At 65.8% G+C, this 20,335-nt stretch carries 17 protein-coding genes and 1 tRNA gene; 5 read left to right on the top strand and 13 right to left on the bottom strand.

Going from position 1 to position 20,335, the window contains the following annotated elements; all coding sequences use genetic code 11:
• Positions 1–91: 91 nt before the first annotated feature.
• On the top strand, positions 92–4,270 hold the full coding sequence (locus FVD38_RS03025; RefSeq protein ID WP_229493377.1) for an ATP-binding protein: 4,179 nt from the start codon (positions 92–94) through the stop codon (positions 4,268–4,270).
• A 133-nt stretch (positions 4,271–4,403) separates the two neighbouring features.
• On the opposite strand, the gene FVD38_RS03020 is transcribed toward FVD38_RS03025, so the two are convergent.
• From FVD38_RS03020 to FVD38_RS03005, 4 genes are all read right to left on the bottom strand, one after another.
• Positions 4,404–4,787 carry a hypothetical protein gene (locus FVD38_RS03020; protein ID WP_147933472.1) on the bottom strand — a complete coding sequence of 128 codons (384 nt, stop codon included), beginning with the start codon at positions 4,785–4,787 and terminating at the stop codon, positions 4,404–4,406.
• 264 nt (positions 4,788–5,051) lie between these two features.
• Complete coding sequence (locus FVD38_RS03015; RefSeq protein WP_147933471.1) at positions 5,052–6,047, bottom strand: NAD(P)H-hydrate dehydratase; 996 nt, start codon at positions 6,045–6,047, stop codon at positions 5,052–5,054.
• Positions 6,048–6,056: 9 nt separating this feature from the next.
• Complete coding sequence (locus tag FVD38_RS03010; RefSeq protein WP_147933470.1) at positions 6,057–6,821, bottom strand: histidine phosphatase family protein; 765 nt, start codon at positions 6,819–6,821, stop codon at positions 6,057–6,059.
• A gap of 96 nt (positions 6,822–6,917) precedes the next feature.
• The gene (locus tag FVD38_RS03005) at positions 6,918–8,318 is read right to left on the bottom strand and encodes an L-cystine transporter (protein WP_147933469.1); all 1,401 of its coding nucleotides are present in this window, start codon (positions 8,316–8,318) and stop codon (positions 6,918–6,920) included.
• A 256-nt stretch (positions 8,319–8,574) separates the two neighbouring features.
• Between FVD38_RS03005 and FVD38_RS03000 the strand changes: the two genes are divergently transcribed.
• A complete protein-coding gene (locus FVD38_RS03000) occupies positions 8,575–10,335 on the top strand; it encodes a methyl-accepting chemotaxis protein (protein ID WP_147933468.1) in 1,761 nt (586 codons plus the stop codon).
• A gap of 184 nt (positions 10,336–10,519) precedes the next feature.
• Here the strand turns inward: FVD38_RS03000 and FVD38_RS02995 are convergent, their stop codons facing one another.
• The 5 genes from FVD38_RS02995 to FVD38_RS02975 all read right to left on the bottom strand — a co-directional run bounded on the left by FVD38_RS02995 (position 10,520) and on the right by FVD38_RS02975 (position 14,777).
• Positions 10,520–11,887 carry a DUF3526 domain-containing protein gene (locus FVD38_RS02995; RefSeq protein ID WP_147933467.1) on the bottom strand — a complete coding sequence of 456 codons (1,368 nt, stop codon included), beginning with the start codon at positions 11,885–11,887 and terminating at the stop codon, positions 10,520–10,522.
• The gene (locus FVD38_RS02990) at positions 11,884–13,320 is read right to left on the bottom strand and encodes a DUF3526 domain-containing protein (protein ID WP_147933466.1); all 1,437 of its coding nucleotides are present in this window, start codon (positions 13,318–13,320) and stop codon (positions 11,884–11,886) included. The genes FVD38_RS02995 and FVD38_RS02990 overlap by 4 nt, the downstream gene beginning before the upstream one ends.
• The gene (locus FVD38_RS02985) at positions 13,317–14,051 is read right to left on the bottom strand and encodes an ABC transporter ATP-binding protein (RefSeq protein ID WP_370660623.1); all 735 of its coding nucleotides are present in this window, start codon (positions 14,049–14,051) and stop codon (positions 13,317–13,319) included. Before FVD38_RS02985 ends, FVD38_RS02990 begins: the two co-directional genes overlap by 4 nt.
• A 113-nt stretch (positions 14,052–14,164) precedes the next feature.
• A complete protein-coding gene (locus FVD38_RS02980; protein WP_147933464.1) occupies positions 14,165–14,491 on the bottom strand; it encodes a hypothetical protein in 327 nt (108 codons plus the stop codon).
• 91 nt (positions 14,492–14,582) lie between these two features.
• Entirely contained in the window at positions 14,583–14,777 is a 195-nt protein-coding gene (locus FVD38_RS02975) for a hypothetical protein (RefSeq protein ID WP_147933463.1), read from the bottom strand.
• 794 nt (positions 14,778–15,571) lie between these two features.
• Between FVD38_RS02975 and FVD38_RS02970 the strand changes: the two genes are divergently transcribed.
• The 3 genes from FVD38_RS02970 to FVD38_RS02960 are packed head-to-tail and all read left to right on the top strand — an operon-like array spanning position 15,572 to position 18,541.
• Positions 15,572–16,741: a CmpA/NrtA family ABC transporter substrate-binding protein gene (locus FVD38_RS02970; protein ID WP_147933462.1), complete on the top strand. Its 1,170-nt coding sequence runs from the start codon at positions 15,572–15,574 to the stop codon at positions 16,739–16,741.
• Between the two features lie 39 nt (positions 16,742–16,780).
• A complete protein-coding gene (gene ntrB / locus FVD38_RS02965) occupies positions 16,781–17,713 on the top strand; it encodes a nitrate ABC transporter permease (RefSeq protein ID WP_147933461.1) in 933 nt (310 codons plus the stop codon).
• A 15-nt stretch (positions 17,714–17,728) separates the two neighbouring features.
• A complete protein-coding gene (locus FVD38_RS02960) occupies positions 17,729–18,541 on the top strand; it encodes an ABC transporter ATP-binding protein (RefSeq protein WP_147933460.1) in 813 nt (270 codons plus the stop codon).
• Here FVD38_RS02960 and FVD38_RS02955 read toward each other — a convergent pair whose 3' ends face one another.
• The 4 genes from FVD38_RS02955 to ybgF form a co-directional block, all read right to left on the bottom strand.
• Entirely contained in the window at positions 18,542–19,024 is a 483-nt protein-coding gene (locus FVD38_RS02955; RefSeq protein ID WP_147933459.1) for a hypothetical protein, read from the bottom strand.
• A gap of 26 nt (positions 19,025–19,050) precedes the next feature.
• Positions 19,051–19,308: a hypothetical protein gene (locus tag FVD38_RS02950; protein WP_123068712.1), complete on the bottom strand. Its 258-nt coding sequence runs from the start codon at positions 19,306–19,308 to the stop codon at positions 19,051–19,053.
• An 83-nt stretch (positions 19,309–19,391) separates the two neighbouring features.
• Positions 19,392–19,467, bottom strand: a tRNA-Lys gene (locus FVD38_RS02945).
• Between the two features lie 78 nt (positions 19,468–19,545).
• Entirely contained in the window at positions 19,546–20,301 is a 756-nt protein-coding gene (gene ybgF / locus FVD38_RS02940; protein WP_123068697.1) for a tol-pal system protein YbgF, read from the bottom strand.
• Positions 20,302–20,335: the final 34 nt, after the last annotated feature.

The following is a 20,335-nucleotide window of genomic DNA, read 5'->3' as shown; positions in this document are numbered from 1 at the left end:
GCTCGTCGGTAATTCGATGCTGAACTACTTGCCTTGCAGTACACAGTTTCTCAAGAATCCCGTTTTCTATCTTCCGCCCTTAGGTCTCCCCATGTCCGCACTCCCATCTTCCCCCGTCCTGGGCGATTCCGACCTGAACTGGCTTGCCGGCGGTGGCGAAATGGGTGAACTGATCCGCAGCATGGACTGGTCGCAGACGCCGCTTGGCCCCTTGTCCGACTGGCCGCAGAGCCTGCGCACCTCGGTCAGCCTGTGCCTGTCCTCGACCTTCCCGATCCTGGTGTGCTGGGGACCGGACGACATCCAGATCTATAACGACGCCTACCGCCCGATCTGCGGCGACCTGCATCCGGCGTCGATGGGGGCGCCGTTCAAGGTGGTGTGGGCCTCGGCGCTGCCGGTGGTGGGCGCGGCCTTCGAGCGTGCGCACCAGGGGGAGGGCGCCTACATCAAGGACCAGCAGATGTTCCTGGACCGCAGCGGCTACCTCGAGGAGGCGAATATGACCTTCTCGTTCTCGCCGATCCGCGACGAGTCGGGGACGGTGGGCGGGGTGTTCCACCCGATCACCGAGACCACGGCCCAGGTGCTGGGCGCGCGCCGTGCCCAGGGACTGCGCGACCTGACCGCCAGCCTGGCCTCGACCCGTTCGATGGCCGAGATCGGCCAGCAGTTGACGATCCATGTCGAGCGCATGAAGGCCGACGTGCCGTTCCTGCTGTTCTACCAGATCGACCAGGACAGCGGAATGCTGGAGCTGCGCGGCGGCGGCGGCCTGCCGCCGCATGGCGTGCTGGCGCCAGGTTCGGCGCCCCTGGACGACGCCTGCTGGCCGTTCGCGCGCTGCGCCGCCGCGCATGCGGCCGCACAGGTGGACGACGTCCCGGCGCGCCTGGCCGGGATGACTTGCGGACCCTACGAGGATCCGCCGCGCTCGGCCCTGGTGTTGCCGCTGTCGCTGCCGGGCCAGCAGGAGCTGTTCGGCTTCGTGGTCGCCGGCGTGAGCGTGCGCCGCGCGCTCGACGCCGACTACCGCAATTTCTATGAATTGCTGGGTGCGGCCGTGAACACGGCCGTCGGCAACGTGCTCGCCTACGAGCAGGAACAGCGCCGCGCCGAAGAACTGGCCAAGATCGACCGCGCCAAGACCGCCTTCTTCTCGAACGTGTCCCATGAATTCCGTACCCCGCTCACCCTGATCCTGGGTCCGCTCGACGACGCCCTGGCCGATGACGCGGACAGCATGAGCGCTGCGCAGCGCAAGCGCATCGAGGTCACCCACCGCAATGCGCTGCGCCTGCTCAAGCTGGTCAACTCGCTGCTCGACTTCTCGCGCATCGAGGCCGGCCGGGTGCAGGCCAGCTACGTGCCGGTGGACCTGGCGCACCTCACGCTCGACCTGGCCGGCGTGTTCGAGTCGGCCATGGCCAAGGGCGGCCTGGAATACCGGATCGAACTGCAGGACCTGGGTCAGCCGGTGTATATAGACCGCGATATGTGGGAAAAAATCGTCTTCAACCTGCTGTCGAACGCCTTCAAGTTCACCCTGCACGGCGGCGTCACGATCAGCCTGCGCGAACACGAGGGCATGGCGCGGCTGTCGGTGCGGGACACCGGCACCGGCATTCCCGAACACGAGCTGCCGCGCATGTTCGAGCGCTTCCACCGCATCGAGGGCGCGCCCGGGCGCACCTATGAAGGCACCGGCATCGGCCTGGCCCTGATCCAGGAACTGGTGCGCCTGCACGGCGGAACCATCGCCGTTTCCAGCGTATTCGGCGAAGGCACGCGTTTCGACGTCGACCTGCCGTTCGGCCAGGCCCACCTGCCGCAGGACCGCATCCTGCATGCCCCGGACGCGATGGAAGACCGCCAGCGCATGGGTTCGGCCTTTGTCGAGGAAGCGCTGCGCTGGCTGCCGGACGCCGAGGTTTCTGCGCACGGCGAAGGACAGCCGGCGCCGATCGACATGGGTGGGGAGGGGCGCCCGCGCATCCTGATCGCCGACGACAATAACGATATGCGGGCCTACCTGAAGGCCTTGCTCGAGCCACATGCCGAGGTGCGCGTATGCGCCGATGGCCAGGCGGCGTTCGAACTCGCGCTGGCGGATCCGCCCGATCTGCTGCTGAGCGACGTGATGATGCCGAAGCTCGATGGCTTCGGCCTGATCGCGCAGATCCGCGCCAGCGAAGCGCTGCGCCTGCTGCCAGTGATGCTGCTGTCGGCGCGCGCCGGCGAGGAAGCCAAGGTCGAGGGCCTGCAGGCCGGCGCCGACGATTATCTCGTCAAGCCGTTCTCGGCCAACGAGCTGCTGGCGCGGGTGCGCACCCAGGTGGAAATGGGACGCGAGCGGCGCCAGATGGAACGCGATGCGCGGGCGCGCGAAGCCCACGTGCGGGCCCTGATCGACGCCTCGCCGTCGATGCTGTGGACTACCGATAATGACGGCCAGTGCACCTACCTGAGCCAGCGCTGGTATGACTACACGGGCCGCACGCCGGAGCAGGACCTGGGCCTGGGCTGGCTCGACAACGTCCACCCCGAGGAGCGCGACCGCGCCCGCGAAGCCTTCCTGTCCGCGAATGCGGCGCGCGCGCCGTTTTCGTTCGACTACCGCCTGCGCCGCCCTGACGGCAGCTATCGCTGGTTCATCGACTCCGGCCTGCCGCGCGTCAATGCGGCGGGCGAACCGGACGGCTTCGTCGGCACGGTGATCGACATCCAGGTGCGCAAGACCTTGCAGGAGCGCTTCGAGCGGGTGTCCGAGGCGGGCGACATCGGCGTCTGGTACGCCGACGCGCCGTTTACGCAGTTCCAGATCAATGCCGAGATGGCCGTGCACTTCGGCCTGGATGGCGCGCGCCCGGCCTCGGTCGACGCGCTGCTGGCGGCGGTCGACCCGGAAGACCGGGAACGGCTGGCCGCCAGCGTCGAACACGCGGTGCGTGCCGGCGCGCCGCTCGACCTGGAGTTTCGTACCATGGCGGGCGGCGCGCCGCGCTGGCTGCGGGCGATCGGCTGGTGCGGCCTGGACAAGCATGGCCAGCCGGAGCGTTTCGACGGCGTGACCCTCGACATCGACAGCCAGAAGCACGCCGAGCAGGAACTGCAGCGCCTGGCCAGCGAGCTGGGACAGAAGAACCGCGCGCAGAGCGACTTCCTGTTCACCCTGGCGCACGAGCTGCGCAACCCGCTGGCCCCGATCCGTTCGGGGCTGGAGCTGATGCGCATCGGCGCCGCCAGCGGCGACGTGCAGGCCATCATGCGGCGCCAGGTCGACCACATGGTGCACCTGGTCGACGACCTGCTCGACATGGCGCGCCTGGCCGAGGGTAAGGTCACGCTCAAGCTCGAGCGGGTGCGGCTGGCCGACGTCGTGCGTGAGGCCGTCGACATGAGCATGCCGCTGATGGAGGCGCGCAAGCATGCGCTGACCGTTCGTCCGCCCGACGCGTCGCTGGCGCTGCACGCGGACCGCCACCGCGTGGCGCAGGTGCTGAGCAACCTGCTCAACAATGCTGCCAAATACACGCCGCAGGGCGGCGCGATCGAGATCGCGGCGCGGGTCGAGGCGCAGGAAGTGGCGATCACCGTATCGGACAACGGCATCGGCATCGCCGCGCCGGCGCTCGAGACGGTGTTCGACATGTATGCCCAGGCCCATCTCGGCACCGAGATGGCGCAGGGTGGGCTGGGCGTCGGCCTGAACCTGGTCCAGCGCCTGGTCAAGCTGCACGGCGGCCGGGTGGCGGCCAGCAGCGCCGGCGCCGGCATGGGCAGCCAGTTTACGGTGTGGCTACCGTTGCCGCAGGATGCGCTGGCTGGACTGCCCGTCGCCGCCGCGCCCGAAGCGGCGACCGCACCGGTCCCCGCCACGCCGGGCGGCGCGCTGCGCATCATGGTGGTGGACGACAATGTCGACGCGGCCGAGACCTTGCAAGCGCTGCTCGAAATGAACGACCACACCGTCAGCGTCGCCAACGACGGCGCTGCGGCGCTGCGCCTCGCCAGTGAAGACCTGCCGCAGGTGGTGTTCCTGGATATCGGCCTGCCCGACATGAGCGGCCATGAGGCGGCCGAGGCGATGCGCCGTATCCCGGGCATGGAAGACGCCACGCTGGTGGCGCTGACGGGATGGGGGGCGGAGCAGGACCGGCGACGTTCGAGCGAGGCGGGGTTCGATCATCACCTGACCAAGCCGGCCGATTTCACGATGGTGGAGAATCTGATCCGCGACGTCGCGGCGAACCGGCGCACGACGGCCTAGCCAATTGCGGCGGACGGATGTGGGCCTGAAAAAAAACAACCCGGCCGTGAGGGGCCGGGTGCTGGTATTGAATAGAGCGCTACCCCGAACGCGCCCCGCGAGCAGGGCGCCGTTCGGTGGCTGGCCCAGCCGATTACTGGCCGGTGGTGCCGGTCGGCGGCGTGGTGGTGGTCGCCGGATCGGTGGTGGTGGTGCCGGTGGCGCCTTCAGCGGTGCCGGTGCCGATGGTGCCGGTGGTGCCCGTTGCGCCGCTGGTGTCGCCTGCGGTGCCGGTTGCGCCGGTGGTGCCGCTGGTGCCCATATCGGTGGTACCGGTGCCGGTGGTGCCGGTGCCGGTAGCGCCGGTGCCCACATCACCCGTGGTGCCGGTGGCGCCCGAGGTGCTGCTTGGCATGGTCGCCGAGGTGTCGGCCGGGGTGGTGGTGGTCGCGGCGTCGTCCTTCTTGCAAGCGCCCAGCAGGGTGGCCAGGACGGCGGCGGTCAGCAGGATTTTTGGTGCTTTGGTCATTGCATTCATTTTTAACTCCTCGTTTACGTCTATCTTCGTGCCGAAGTTTCCAGCTCATTGTGGTGAGGCGCTGGAAGGTCTGCGGCGCCAGTTAGTTCCATCCCTTTGCAATTCAAGGGAGGAACACTCAGGGAACCGACGCAATACGCGGCCCCGGTGCGTACTTCAATCCAACTGTGCCCATTAGACCGGAAGCCCGGCTGTCGGTTCGTTAGATACCGCACTCTTGCGAAACTCCGTAACATTTTTTACAGAGTTTTCTTTCGCCGGGCGTCAGGCACCCAGCTGTTCGTCTCCCGGCACGGGCCGGATGTTCCTGTGATCGGCACTGGGCTTGATGTGGTCGGCGTGGCCGATCTGTTCCAGCAGCGCGGGCACTTCCATAGAAATTTCTCGGGCCAAATATCCCAAAGTACCGAGGCGCTCTGCCAGGCGGTCGCCGGCGCGCGCATGCAAGGCCACGCCCCAGCAGGCCGCCTGTTCCGGCGGTGCGCCGCGCGCCAGCAGGCCGGCGATGACGCCGGCCAGGACGTCGCCCGAGCCGGAAATGGCCAGGCCGATATTGCCCGCGCCTTCGTGTTGCCACAGCGTGCCGTCCGGCGTCGCGATCACCGTGCGCGCGCCCTTGAGCGCGATCACCGCATTCCAGTCGCGCGCCGCCTGCAGCGCCGGAGCGTCGGGCTGGCCGACGATGCATTCTTTCTCGAGGCCGGTCAGGTGCGCCATTTCGCCGCAGTGCGGGGTCATGATCACGGGCCGCGCGAAGCGCATCGGCTTGCCCTCTGGCCAGTCGTGCGGCATGTGCAGCATGACGTCCATGGCGCAGGCATCGAGCACCAGGCCGACGCCGGCTTCGTTCAGGCGCGGCAGCAGCGCGTGCACCAGGCGCGCGGTGCAGGGGGCGTCGCGCATGCCGGGGCCGATCAGCACCGCGTCGACCTTGTCGGCCAGCGGATCGAGGCTGTCCAGCGCGTCGAGGTGGAAGCCGTCGGTGTCGTTTTCAGTCAGGCCGATCACGCGCGCCTCTGGCATCGCCAGCGCCACCAGCTGGGCCACGCTGGCCCCGGTGGCGATGGTCAGCTTGCCGGCGCCGGCGCGCAGGGCCGCGGTGGCGGCCAGGATGATGGCGCCCGGCATTTCGCGCGAGCCACCCAGGACCAGGACGTGGCCGCGCAACTCCTTGTCGCCCTCGGCCTGGGGTTGCGGCAGCGGCCATGCCGCCAGGCAGGCGGCATCGACGTCGTGCACGGTTTGATTGTTGGAATCCATGGCGGGGCGTTAAGCCTTGGGTGAGGTCGGCAAGTCCTTGGCGACGGTGACCGGGGTGCCGGTGGCTTCCAGCGGCGCCACGAAGTTAACCAGGCGCAGGGCCAGGTCGCCGCGCTTGCTCTGATTGGGGTCGAATTCGTAGGAGGTGACCGAGCAGTTCGGCACGTCGCCGGCGCGGTCGAATTCCAGGATCTTCGCCTCATCGAGATGTTCGAACAGGTAGCGGAAGCAATTGACGGTGACTTGGTGCGCAACGATCAGCACGCGCTCGCCGCAAAAGTCGCGCTCGAGCGTGTCCATCACGCTGCGCAGGCGCAGGATGACGTCGCACCAGCTTTCGCCGCCGGGCGGGCGGAAATAGAACTTGCCGACGTGGTGACGCTGTTCGTACAGGTCGGGGAAGTGGTGGGCGATGCCGTGCGTGGTGAGACGGTCGAGCACGCCAAATTCTTTCTCGCGCAGGCGCTCGTCGGCCAGCACGCACAGCAGCTCGTCGCGCTCCAGGCGCTGCATCAGGATGTTGGCGGTCTCGGCCGCGCGGACGTAGGGCGAATGCAGCACCACATTGGGACGCTGGTGCGGCGGCAGGGCCGCGAACCAGGCGCCGAGGGCTTCGGACTGTTGCTCGCCCAGTTCGGATAGGGGCACGTCGACGTCGCGATCGGCGATGTCGATGCGGTGCCCAGCGGCGGCTTCGGCCAGGTCACGCGCGACATTGCCCGCGCTTTGTCCATGCCTGACCAGCCAGATTTCCTGTGGCCACTTCTGCTCCATCGCCGTCCGCCGAAAAGTTAACATGGCGTCATCATGACGGATTCGGCAAGGCGTCAGCGCACGATTGCTGCCGCCCGCGCCGATGTTTATAGGTGTCTACACGGCCTGTTCTTCGCCGTCGAGGCTGACGTCGGCGTCGTCCTGGAACACCCGCATATCGGTCTGGCCCAGCACCCGGCTGGTGACGCTGCCGGCTGCGATCGAGCCGCTGACGTTGAGCGCGGTGCGGCCCATGTCGATCAGCGGTTCGACCGAGATCAACAAGCCCGCCAGCGCCACCGGCAAGTCCATCGCCGACAGCACGATCAGGGCCGCGAAGGTGGCGCCGCCGCCGACGCCGGCCACGCCGATCGAGCCGAAGGCGACGATCGCCAGCAGTGGCAGCAAGAAGCTCGCCGTGAACGGATCGATGCCGACCGTCGGCGCGATCATTACCGCCAGCATGGCTGGATAGATGCCGGCGCAGCCGTTCTGGCCGATGGTGGCGCCGAACGAGGCGGCGAAGTTGGCCGTGCCTTCCGGCGTGCCCAGGCGCGCGGTCTGGGTCGCCACGCTCATCGGGATCGAGCCGGCGCTGGTGCGCGAGGTGAAGGCGAACACCAGCACCGGGAAGATTTTCTTCACGTAGCGCAGCGGGTTGAGCCCGACGCCGGCCACCATCGCCAGGTGCACGCAGAACATCAGCGCCAGCGCCGCATACGAGGCGACCACGAAATTGAGCAGGCCGAGGATGTCCTGCAGGCTGGAACCGGCCACCATCTTGGCCATCAACGCGAACACGCCGAACGGGGTCAGGCGCAGCACCAGGGTGACCATCCGCATCACGATCACGTGGGCCACGTGCACGAAGCCGCTGAAGGACTGGAACACTTCCGGCTTCTTGCCGGCGATACCGACCGCGGAGATGCCGATGAAGACCGCGAACACCACCACCGCGATGGTCGAGGTCTTGCGCGCGCCGGTCATGTCGAGGAAGGGATTGGCCGGGATGAAGGACAGCAGCAGCGACGGCAGCGACAGCTGCTGCGCGGTGGCCAGGTTGCCCTGCAGGTATTCGCCGCGCGCGACTTCGGCGCTCGACGCGGTCAGGCCGACGGCCGACAGGCCGAACAGCTTGGCCATCGCGATGCCGATGATGGCCGCGACCACGGTCGTGACGAGCAGGATGCCGATGGTGAGGGTGCTGATCTTGCCCAGCGACGCGGCGTCGCGCAGCTTGAGGATGGCCTGAACGATCGAGACCATGATCAGGGGGATGACGATCATCTGCAGCAATTTGACGTAGCCGCTGCCGATCACGTCGAGCCAGGCATTGGTCGCCACGATCTCGCTCGATCCCGCACCATACACGGCCTGCAGCCCGGCGCCGAGCACGACGCCCAGGCCGAGGCCGGCGAACACGCGCTTGGTGAACGATGCATGACGGGCCTGCATGCCATACAGGAGTGCGCAGATGGCCAGGGCGAGGGCCAGGTTCAGGAGAACGGGGAGGGTCATAACACTTGGGTTGAAGCAGGGAATCGCACCATTCTATCGGCAAAGTTGCCTTGCCGTAGTGTTAATGTCACATTTGCTTATGCGGTCAGCGCATATTGACGGAGGATTATGATGTCATGCTGCATCTGTTGCTGCACTGCGACGGAAGACGAGTCATAACGCAAGGAAATACTCAATGCTTCCCATAAAGGGAACAATGTTTCTATAATCCAATGGATACCACATTTTTTATCCATGGGCTTAAGGCAAGCGAATCATGTTCAAACATCTCAGTATCAAGTCGCGCCTCATCTTCGTCATCGCCTTCCTGGCAGTCGAGCTGATTGCCGGTGCGGTTATCGGCATCTATAACCTCGGCATCGCGAACACCGAACTCAAGCAGATGTACGACCACCGCCTGGTGGGCCTGAACCAGGTGGGGCAGGTCACCCAGCTGATCACCGCCAACCAGCTGGCCATCGCCAAGGCCGTCAACGTCGAGGATCCCGGCCAGCGCAATGCGGCCCTGACCTCGATCGACGCCAACATCGCCACGGTCAACAAGCTGTGGGGCGAGTACACGAAGATGGTCAACAACGACGCCGAGCGCGCCCTGATCGAGCAATTCACCACGGCGCGCAAGGCATTCCTGGAGCAGGGCCTGCTGCCGGCGGCAGCGGCGATCCGCGCCAACGACAATATCGGGGCGATCGCGCTGCTGAACGGTCCGATGACCCGCCTGTACCTGCCGCTGAACGACCTGGGCGCCAAGCTGATCAAGGAACAGCAGGACGCCGCGCTGAAGGAATACCAGGCTTCGCAATCGACCTTCGAGATCGTGCGCGCGGTCTGCCTGGCCGGCCTGGTGTTCGGCCTGATCATGGCCGCCTTCGTCGGCTGGGTGCTGGTGCGCGCCATCGTGCGTCCGCTGGAGCAGGCGGTCGCGATCGCCGGCGCCGTGGCCAAGGGCGACCTGACCCAGACCATCGAAGTGACCTCGAACGACGAGACCGGCCGCCTGCTCAAGGCGCTGAAAGAGATGAACGATTCGCTGGTGAAGATCGTGAGCCAGGTCCGCACCGGCACCGACAACATCGCCACCGCCTCGAGCCAGATTGCGGCCGGCAACCTGGACCTGTCCTCGCGCACCGAGCAGCAGGCCGGTTCGCTGGAAGAAACCGCTTCGTCGATGGAAGAACTGACCTCGACCGTCAAGCAGAACGCGGACAACGCACGCCAGGCCAACGCCTTGGCCACCTCGGCCTCGGAAGTGGCGGGCAAGGGCGGCGCGGTGGTCGAGCAGGTGGTGCAGACGATGGGCGCGATCAACGCCTCGTCGACCCGCATCGTGGACATCATCGCCGTCATCGACGGCATCGCCTTCCAGACCAATATCCTGGCGCTGAACGCGGCAGTCGAAGCGGCGCGTGCCGGCGAGCAGGGCCGCGGCTTCGCGGTCGTGGCGGGCGAAGTGCGCAGCCTGGCGCAACGTTCTGCGGCAGCGGCCAAGGAAATCAAGCTCTTGATCGACGACTCGGTGGACAAGGTGCACCACGGCTCCGAGCTGGTCGAACGCGCCGGCGCCACGATGCAGGAAATCGTGCAGAGCGTGAACCGCGTGACCGACATCATGTCCGAGATCACCGCCGCCAGCCAGGAACAGACTGCAGGCATCGAACAGATCAACGGCGCCGTGGCCCAGATGGACCAGGTGACCACGCAGAATGCGGCGCTGGTGGAAGAAGCATCGGCTGCAGCGGCCTCGCTGCAGGAAGAAGCGACCGCGCTGGCGCACACCGTGGGCGCGTTCAAGCTGAATCAGGCGGGCACCAGCCGCGCCAGCGCCGCCATGGCCCCGGCGCCGCGCGTGACCACGACCTTGCCGGCGGTGGTGGCGAAGGCGCCGATGAAGGCGGCCGCCAAGCCGACCAGGGCCGCGGCGTCGACCAAGCCGAAGGCAGAAGCCGCGCCGGCTGCCGCTGCGAAGCCGAAGAAGGCCGAAACCGCGGATGTGGCTGACGGCTGGGAAGAGTTCTGATGCAGTAAAGAGGCCAGTGAGCTCGCGGCCTCCAACATTTTAGTTAGCCATACCACGTCGTCCCCGCGCAGGCGGGGACCCAAGTTAGTAGCGCAGCCACTTCAATCTACATAAGTGGTCTACTGAGAAACTTGGGTCCCCGCCTTCGCGGGGACGACGTTTTGAGGGTAACGAAAAAATGGTGTTAGCGTGGAGCGCGCAACTTGCGTAAGCCGATCGCGAGCAATGCGAACGCCAGCACCGCCAGCGCCAGCAACTGGCGCACCGGCAAGCCGCCTGGCACCGCCACATGCTCAAACCGCGGCAGCTTCGCTAGATCGTCCTGCGTCATCGCCCGCTCTTCGAACAGATACGGATAGAAAAAGCGCCGCAGCTGCGTGTGATACGCCGCGATGCGATCCTGGTACGCCAGCTGCGCCAACAGGTCGGTATCGGCCAGGCGATGCAGCAGCACCTGCACGTTCACCGATGCCAGCAGCAGTCCGACGCGCGCCGTCCAGTCCTCGCGCGCCTGCATGCTGGCGCGGTATTGGGCGACGTCGGCGGCCACGGCATCGTCGCCGGCCTGGTGCATCGCGTAATACCATTTCCAGTGGAAGCGACCTTCGACCGGCGGCGTGTCCTTCCACTCGGGGTGGCTGCGGAAGAACTTTTCAAACGTCTCCGGCTTCGGGATGTCCCAGCCAGAGTGCACGGCCTGGCGCTGCGCCAGCGCCAGTTCGACGCCCTTGGAGACCGGCGACAGGCGCGCGATCGCGGCGTCGGCCAGCGTCGGCAGGATCATCGTCAGGCCGACCAGGCAGGCCAGCAGGATCGCGGCGCTGCTGCTCGAGGTGCGGGCGCGCGCGGCGACCCAGCTGGCGAGACCGAACCAGAAGGCGAGATAGAGCGTGGCCACCAGCGCGATCGCCGCGAAGCCTGCCACCCCGGCGCCGGCCACCAGCGCGCCAACGCCCACCGGCAGCAGGGCGGCCAGCCACACCAGGCCATAGCGCAAGCCGACCCGGCGGCGCCAGGTGTTGGCGGCAGCCGCGGGAAGCGACGCCAGCAGCCGCAGGCGGCCCGCTTCGCGCTCGCTCGAGACCAGGTCGTGCATCAGCGCGATGACGAACAGCGGCGCCAGGAAGACCAGCACGAAGGCGAAGTCGAAGCGGCCCGGCATGGCCAACTCGGGGTTGATGGCTTCCGACTCGTACAGCTGCGAGTGCAGGCCGAGCAGGCGCACGCGCAAGGCCTGCGGCTGCAGGTCGCGCTGGCCGATGGCCACGAAGGCCAGCGGCGACGGCGGGTTCACCGTCAGGTGCGGCAGGTAGTAGCCAACCGAGCCGGCTTCGGCCGCGCCACCCGCGCCACCCTTGAGCTGCTTGGCGGCGATGGCGGCGTAGTCCTGCGCGTGGCTGGCGGCGATGCGCTCGAGCGCCGCGCGCTGCTGGCCCACGGCCTGCAGGCCGGTCCAGACCGACAGCGCGCACAAGAGCGCCAGCAGCACGACGGCGCCGACCGCCAGCCTGGAATGCGCCACCTGGCGCAGTTCGAATATAAGCGTTTTCATTTGGCCTTCCTTTCGAGGCGTTTCGCGATCGGGTAAGCGGCGCCGAACAGGGCCAGCAGCCAGCCGCCCAGTACCGCGAAGGCAGGCCAGGCGTGGCGCGCGGCCACCTCGGCAAAGGGTGCGGGCGGATAGCCGAAGCGCGGCGTGTCGTTCCAGTGATGCTTGTCGATGCGTTCGTCGCCGGCGCCTTGTGGCGAAACGACGTTGGCGTGCAGGCCGTTGAGCGACTGGACGAAGGCGTAGCGGTATTTTTCACCCTCGATCAGGAAGCGCGCATGGCTGTCGAGGTTGGTGCCGGCCAGCGCGGTCGACATGCGGCGCAGCGCTATCACGGGGCTGAACAGGCTGGCCGAGTGCACGATCGCGTTTTCCTGGCGCTGGCGCGCGAAGTCGGCGCGCATGAATTCGTCGAACAGTTCGCTCGTCATGCGTTCGCCTTCGGCCATCAACAGGCCGCCGTAGTTCACCGGCAGGTCTTCGACCCGCTGCACGCCGTACTTCTCCAGCGTGCGTTGGCGGAAGGCGTTGAAATACGGGTCGTTCGGATTGTGGCTATCGCCGATCGCGGCCAGGCGCTCGTGAATCGCTACTTCGGTTTCGATGCGGCTCGGCCGGCCGACGTCGTCGGCGGCGAAGTCGGGCATCACGCGCGGCAGCAGGATCGCGGTGACGATCCAGCCGGCCACCAGGGCCAGCAAGGCATCGCGCGCACGCGGCAGGCTGCTCGACACGAGCACCGCCGCCACCACCCACAGCAGCAGGTAGAGCGCATACCCGAGCAGCAGCGTCAGCGCCTGCGGCGCCACCGCCGGATGCAGCAGCGCGATCGCGACCAGTGCGGCGAAGGCGGGCGCGCCGAGCAGCAGCGCCACGCCCGCATGCGCGGCCAGCTTGCCGAGCAATAGGGTGGCGCCGGGGATGCCCTGCACGATCTGCAGGCGCAACTGGCCGCGCTCGCGCTCACGCGCCACGCTGCCGAAGGCCAGGAACACGATCAGCAAGGGAGTCAGCACCTGCAGCACGAAGGCCGGGGTGAGCTGGCCGAAGCGCAGCAGCACCGAGGACTGGCCGGCGTCGCTGAAATTGGCGCTGTTCTGGCGGTGGCCCTCGAGGAATAGCGTGTTGCCGGTGAAGGGATCGACGCCGAAATCGAAGAAGGCGAGGGGGCTCAATGGACGGAACACGTAATGCCCGTAGTGCACCACGCGGTGCGGGTGACGGTCGGGCTGCTTATTCCACTGTTCGTCGGCCGTGCTTTGAAAACGCGCGCGCTCGGCGTTCACGGCGTCCACCCGTTCATGGCTGACCAGGATCGCGGCCAGCGTCAGCGCCAGCATCAGGATGCCGGCGGCCACCGCCACCTGGTTGCGCAGCATGGCGCGCCATTCGCTGCGGGCGATGGCGGGCAGCGCCTGCATCAGGGTGGCGCTCATGCCGCATCCTTTGCCTGGCTCGTTCCCGCATAGCGCCGGTACAGGTCGCGCACGTCGTAGCGTTCGTCCCCGCTGGCCGCGACTTCGTGGCTGATGTGGCCGCGCTCGAGAAAGCCGATGCGGTCGGCCACCTCGGCCGCCCCCAATAAATCGTGGGTGACCATGAAGATCGCGCTGCCGCGTGCACGCAGGCCTTGCAGCAGGGCGTTGAACTCGCTGGTGGCTTGCGGATCGAGGCCGGTGGTGGGTTCGTCCAGCAGCAGCACCGGCACCTGGCGCGCCACGGCCAGCGCGATCGCGACCTTCTGGCGCATGCCTTTCGAATAGCCGCCCAGGCGGCGCCGCCAGGCCGAGGCATCCAGGCGCACGGCGTCCAGTGCCTCGTCGATGGTGGCGTCGGTCCAGCTGCTGCCGGCCAGGCGCAGGAAGTATTCGATGTTCTCGCGCGCGTCCAGGTGCTCGTACAGGGCGACGTTTTCCGGCACATAGGCCAATTGGCCGCGCGCCGCCAGCGGATCGGCGGCGACGTCGATGCCGCACACGCGCACGCTGCCGGAGCGGGGTACCGTGAAGCCGAGGAAGGTGTTCATGGTGGTCGATTTGCCGGCGCCGTTGCCGCCCAGGAGGGCATAGATCTCGCCGCGCGCGACGCGCAGTGACAGCTCGTTGAGCACGGGCGTGGACTGGTAGGCGACGGTCACGCCGTTCGCTTCCAGGGCAGGGGTAGTCATGGTCATCGTGGTCCTTTGTGGTGAAGCTGAAATGGTGGGCGCACGCCGTGCGCGAATGCGCATGCGCGCCCGCAGGCCGGTTTGACGCGGCCCGCGAGGGATTCAAAGACGGATCAGTGGCGCGGAGGCGCCTGGCGGGAAGGAATCAGGTAGCGGCGCAGGACGACCGGCACGGGGCGCGGCAGGCGCGCAAGGACGAAGGCGATGACGAGGAAGAGCGCCAGCAGTTGTGGCGATGCCGCTGGAAGGTCGGCTGTGGAATGTGAAGCGATCTGGCAGCTGACGCAGTCGGACAGCTGTTCGGACAGGTCATGGTCGTGGAACGAGGCGCCCACGAGTTGCAGGGCAAGGATCAGCGCGCACAGGCAGGCCAGCACCCGGCGCAGGGGTGCGCTCGTTACGCAATAAGATGCGTGCTGACGTGTGGCCTGGAACTGCATGCGATCCCGATCGACGATGATGCGGGGCAGTATAGCCCAGCCGGCATCGAGCCGACAACCGGGCCGCACGCAGCATGGCGCACGGCAGTGTTTACTCGAAGTTGATCAGCAGCGCGGTCAGGCCGATGCAGGCGGCGGCGATGACGCCGATGCGGGTGCGCAGGCGGCGGCCGCTGGAGACGATGTCCTTGGCGATGCCGCGTTTCGGCGCGCGTGGGTTGCTGCGGTCGACCGCGGTGGCGGCGTGGATCGACGAATGGTGGCGTTCGGTATGCTCGGTGTTCATGGTTAATTCCAGCGCCGTCTCGAATGGAGACTGGCAAATTAAAGAATGGCCGGCGTGTGCCGGGCGGTATATGAAGATGGTTCGCCGGTCAGGCGCGCGGTGCGCGTTGGGCGGAAGCGGATTTACTGACAACTGCGCCGGCCCGCCAAGTCGGTCTGGTGACGCTGGCTGGAGTGAGGCGGGCGGTGGATGCGTGACATGCGGATGCCAGTACAAAAGCTTCGAAATCGGGATCCGGAACGGGAGCAAGACCTGGAAGTCGGGCTGCGTTCAGGACGTTATTTATTTTACATGTATGCCCGGTATATACAAGGGGCGCACGATTGAGACAACTGATGTTTTCTCAGTGCAACAACCCATCCTAGCATGCCGTATGTGGTAGCAGAAGAGCGTATTTGCAGGTTCTCTGCGCTCACGCAACAGCCCGTCCAAAATGATGCGCTGCGCAATCGCAGTGCGCCATTTCCGCCATCGCGCGGTGCGCCGGCGGTGCGAAATGACGGCGCGTCACTCTGCGTGCTCGCTGGCATGAAGATTGCGTAATCATCATCAGCGCAATGGAGCGCTGCGTGCGCCGCCAACGAAGGCAGCGCCCACCAAGACAACGACGTCTACCGGAACATGAATGCGTTCATGTCGGGTACGCGTCTTTTTTTTTGCCTGACTACATTGGGATTGCGATGAAAAATCAGAAGCTTGAAGCGAAGAGCGTAGCGACGGCGGATGTCGGCGGAGTCGACGTCACGCGCAGGAAGGTCATTCATGGCGCAGGTCTGGTAGCGGGAGGAAGCTTGATGGGGCTGGCAACGGGCGGCGTGTGGGCGGCGGGTTCGGACAAGCCGGAAAAGACCGAGATCAAGATCGGCTTCATCCCACTGACCGATTGCGCGTCGGTGGTGATGGCCTCGGTGCTGGGCTTCGACAAGAAGTACGGCGTGAAATTCGTGCTGAGCAAAGAGGCTTCATGGGCCGGCGTGCGCGACAAGCTGGCCAATGGCGACCTGGACGCGGCCCACGTGTTGTACGGGCTGCTGTATAGCGTCCAGATGGGCATCGGCGGACAGCGCAAGGACATGGCGGTGCTGATGGGCCTGAACAACAACGGCCAGGCGATCACGCTCTCGAAGCAGCTGGCCACCAAGGGCGCGGTCGATGGCCAGTCGCTGGCCAAGGTGATGCGCACCGAAAAGCGCGAGTTCACTTTCGCCCAGACCTTCCCGACCGGCACCCACGCGATGTGGCTGTATTACTGGCTGGCGGCGAACGGCATCAACCCGATGAAGGAAGCAAAAGTCATCACGGTGCCGCCGCCGCAGATGGTGGCCAATATGCGGGTCGGGAATATGGATGGCTTCTGCGTCGGTGAACCGTGGGGCCACCGCGCGATCATGGACGGCATCGGCATCACCGCCATCACGACCCAGGACATCTGGCGCGACCATCCCGAGAAGGTGCTGGGCTCGACCCTGGAGTTTGCGAAGAAGTACCCCAATACCTGCCGCGCCATGATGGCCGCCATCATCGAGGCCGGCCGCTGGATCGACGCCTCGATGGCCAACAAGAACAAGATGGCCGAGGTCATCGCCGCCAAATCGTACGTCAACACCAGCAAGGACGCGATCGACCAGCGCATCATGGGCCGCTACCAGAACGGCCTCGGCAAGACCTGGGACGACCAGAACTACATGAAGTTCTACAACGACGGCGCGGTCAACTTCCCGTATCTGTCGGACGGCATGTGGTTCATGACCCAGCATCGCCGCTGGGGCCTGCTCAAGCAGGATCCGGACTACCTGGCCGTGGCCAGCGCGGTCAACCAGGTCGCGCTGTACAAGGATGCGGCGACGCTGGCCAAGGCGCCGGCGCCTGCGAGCCCGATGCGCAGCTCGAAGCTGATGGACGGCACCGTATGGGACGGGAAGGACCCGAAAGCCTACGCAGCCTCGTTCAAGGTCAGGGTCTGATTTTCATTTGCTGTCATCTTGTCTGAATAGGGGAATGCCATGAACGCTATCCTGAAATCCGAGCACCATGCGCCTGCAGGTGGCGGCGCGACCGTTGTTACGTTGCCGCTTGCCGTCGACGCGCCAGTCGCCAGTGCCGTTAATGCCGCACCTTCCGCGCGCAAGCCGGCGCCCGTCGTGCGCGGCGCGCAGCCGTTCGCCAGGGCGGTGAAGGCGGTCCTGCCGCCGCTGGTGGGCATCGCCTTCGTGGTGCTGGTGTGGCAGCTGATCGCCACCCGCAACGAGGCCTTCCCGTCGCCGCTGATGACCTTCCAGGAAGCGCTCAAGCTGTTCGCCGATCCCTTCTATCACAACAGCCCGAACGACCAGGGCATTGGCTGGAACGTGCTGGCCTCGCTCAAGCGGGTGGCGGTGGGCTTCGGGCTGGCGGCGCTGGTCGGCATTCCGCTGGGTTTCATCATCGGGCGGGTGAAGTTCGTGAACGGCATGTTCGGCCCGATCATCAGCCTGCTGAAACCCGTGTCGCCACTGGCCTGGTTGCCGATTGGCCTGCTGGTGTTCAAGTCCGCCGATCCGGCGGCGATCTGGTCGATCTTCATCTGCTCGATCTGGCCGATGATCATCAATACGGCGGTCGGCGTGCAGCGCGTGCCGCAGGATTACATGAACGTGGCGCGCGTGCTGAACCTGTCGGAGTGGAAGATCCTGACCAAGATCCTGCTGCCGTCGGCGCTGCCGTACATCCTGACCGGCGTGCGTCTCGCCATCGGCACCGCATGGCTGGTGATCGTGGCGGCCGAGATGCTGACCGGCGGCGTGGGCATCGGCTTCTGGGTGTGGGACGAGTGGAACAACCTGAACGTGGCGAACATCATCATCGCCATCGTCGTGATTGGCGTGGTGGGGCTGCTGCTCGAGCAGGCGCTGGTGGCGCTGGCGCGGGCGCTGACGCACGAACAAGTGGCTAACTGATTAAGGAGCGCGATCATGGATGACCTTCAAACCAAATTCATCGACATCACCGGTGTGGAGATGGCGTTTCATACGAAGAAGGGCGTGTTCCAGGCGCTGCAGGGGATCGACCTGCAAGTACGCAAGGGTGAGTTCATTACGCTGATTGGGCACTCGGGGTGTGGCAAGTCGACGTTGCTGAACCTGATCGCCGGCTTGTTGAAACCGACGGCGGGTGTGCTGCTGTGCGCAAATCGCGAGATCGCCGGGCCGTCGCCGGAGCGGGCGGTGGTGTTCCAGAATCACTCGCTGCTGCCGTGGCTGACCTGTTACGAGAATATCCATCTCGGGGTCGAGCGGGTGTTTGGTGGTGCCGAGACGCGGGCTCAGTTGCGTGAGCGGACCATGGCGGCATTGGCGCTGGTGGGCTTGACCAGTGCCGAGGCGAAGCGGCCGCATGAGATTTCGGGCGGCATGAAGCAGCGTGTCGGCATCGCGCGGGCGCTAGCGATGGAGCCGAAGGTGTTGTTGATGGATGAGCCGTTCGGTGCGCTTGACGCGCTGACGCGGGCGCATTTGCAGGATGAGCTGCTCAAGATCGTGGCTGCGACCAAGTCCACGGTGGTGATGGTGACGCACGATGTGGATGAGGCGGTGTTGCTGTCGGATCGGATCGTGATGCTGACGAATGGGCCGGCGGCGACTATCGGCGAAATCGTCGAGGTGTCACTGGAACGGCCGCGCGATCGGGTCGCGCTGGCGCAGGATGCGCGCTATACCGAGCATCGCAAGGCGGTGCTGGAGTTCTTGTATCGCAAACAGGCGCATCCGGCGGCGGAAGCGGCGTAGCTAGCCAGGCGCCGATCGCGGATAGAACTTCCACAGGAAGGAAGGTACCGACTGGCGCCATTCTTCCTCGGTCTGGTCCGGCACCGCGCGCAGGTCGAGTAGCCATTCGCGCACGACCCTGCCGGCGGCGATCTCGACGTAGATCTCGTCCGGGTAGATATCCCGGGGCGGGTAGCCGGTACGGCGGCGCTCGCCCCGAACGCCGCGGATGATGCCGCTGAACCAGGTCGCGGCCAGCGGTAATGTAGCGTTGGGGAATAGCAGCGGCAGATCGGCCACCGGGTGGAAGCCGATCATGAGCAAGGTGCGCTCATGGCCGCATTCCCGGATTTCCCAGGTCGGGCGATAGCCGTTCGAGCAGCCGGGCCAAGGGTTGAAGCGGGGCGGCGAAGGAAGTGATTTGCGATACGGCTCGACCGCGAAGGTATGGGTCGAGTAGACGAGGCCATCGACAGTCATGCGCTCGGCGAAGTCCATCGTCATGGGTGTTCCTCCGGCTCAGGATGGGCTCAGGGGGCTTTCTTCTTCTGCACCTGGCGCTGCTGCTGCTTGCGCTGCGTCTGGTTGCGGTTCTGCTTGGCTTCGTACAGCGCGACGGCGTCCAGCTTGGCCTGGGCGACCGTACGCAGTTCTTCCTTGTCGTCGTGGGCGACGAAGTACTCTGCGTCCTGCGCATCGACCACCAGTTTGATCGCCGCTTCGTCGTCGAGGTTGTAGATCTCGGTGAGCAGGGTCGTTACTTCATCGAGGAAGTCTTCGTAAGTCATGGCGCTATCGTCCTTGAGCAAAAGGGAAATAATAAGGTAAAAACAAAAACGCCAGCCCGAAGGCTGGCGTTTCTGAGAATCTTTGGTAGGCCGTGCGTGGCTCGAACACGCGACCAACGGATTAAAAGTCCGCTGCTCTACCAACTGAGCTAACGACCCGAAGAAACGAGATTATAGGGCCCGGCCTCGAACCTGTCAATTGCCGAGCCAGATCGGGGCGATGCTATCGCCCGACAATCACTTCAGCGAAGCCAGCCGATCGCGCGCCGTCTGCGCCGCGCTCGAGTCCGGGTACTTGGACACCAGCGTCTGCAGCGACTTCTTCGCGTTCTTGTTGTCCTTCAGCAGGGCGTAGCTGCTGGCGATGTTCAGCATGGCGTCCGGCACCTTGGCGCTGTCGGCGTAGGTGGTGGTCACCACCTGCTGGGCCGCGATGGCCTTCTTGTAATCGCCCAGTGCGTAATAGGTGTTGCCCAGCCAATACTGCGCATTCGACGCATACGCCGATTGCGGATACTGCTTGACGAATTCCTGCAGCGCGACGGAAGCGCCCTTGTAGTCGCCCGACTGGAACTGGGCGGTGGCGGCCTCATAGGCGGTCTTTTCGGTCGGCATCACTTCGGCGGTCTGGCCGTCGATGACTTCCTGGCGCGGCTCCATGCGCTTCAGGCGCGCGTCGAGGTCGGCGTACAGCTGCTTCTGGCTGTCCTGGGCCTTCGATAACTCATTTTGCAGTACTTCGATCTGGCCGCGCAGGCGCGCGATCTCGCGCATGGTCTGCTCGTGCTGGTTCAGCATTTCGATCTGGACCGTCTTGTCCGACTTGCCATCGATGCGCGTGGTCAGGTCGCGCGTGATGTTGTCGACCTTGGTGCGCAGGTCCAGGATGGCTTTGCGCGCCTCGTTGTCATCGAACGGGCCGGCCACGGCGTGCAGCGGCATCCACAGGGCCAGGACGAGGCAGGCGAGGCGGGACGGAGACAGTTTGATCATAAGCGTTGCTCTTTCTAAACCGGTTGCTGAGATA

Origin of the sequence: Massilia arenae (genome assembly GCF_008014745.1) — a bacterium.
GTDB classification, from domain to species: Bacteria; Pseudomonadota; Gammaproteobacteria; order Burkholderiales; family Burkholderiaceae_D; genus Telluria; species Telluria arenae.
The sequence above is the reverse complement of the archived record's forward strand: the minus strand, read 5'-3'. Positions and strand labels throughout refer to the sequence as shown.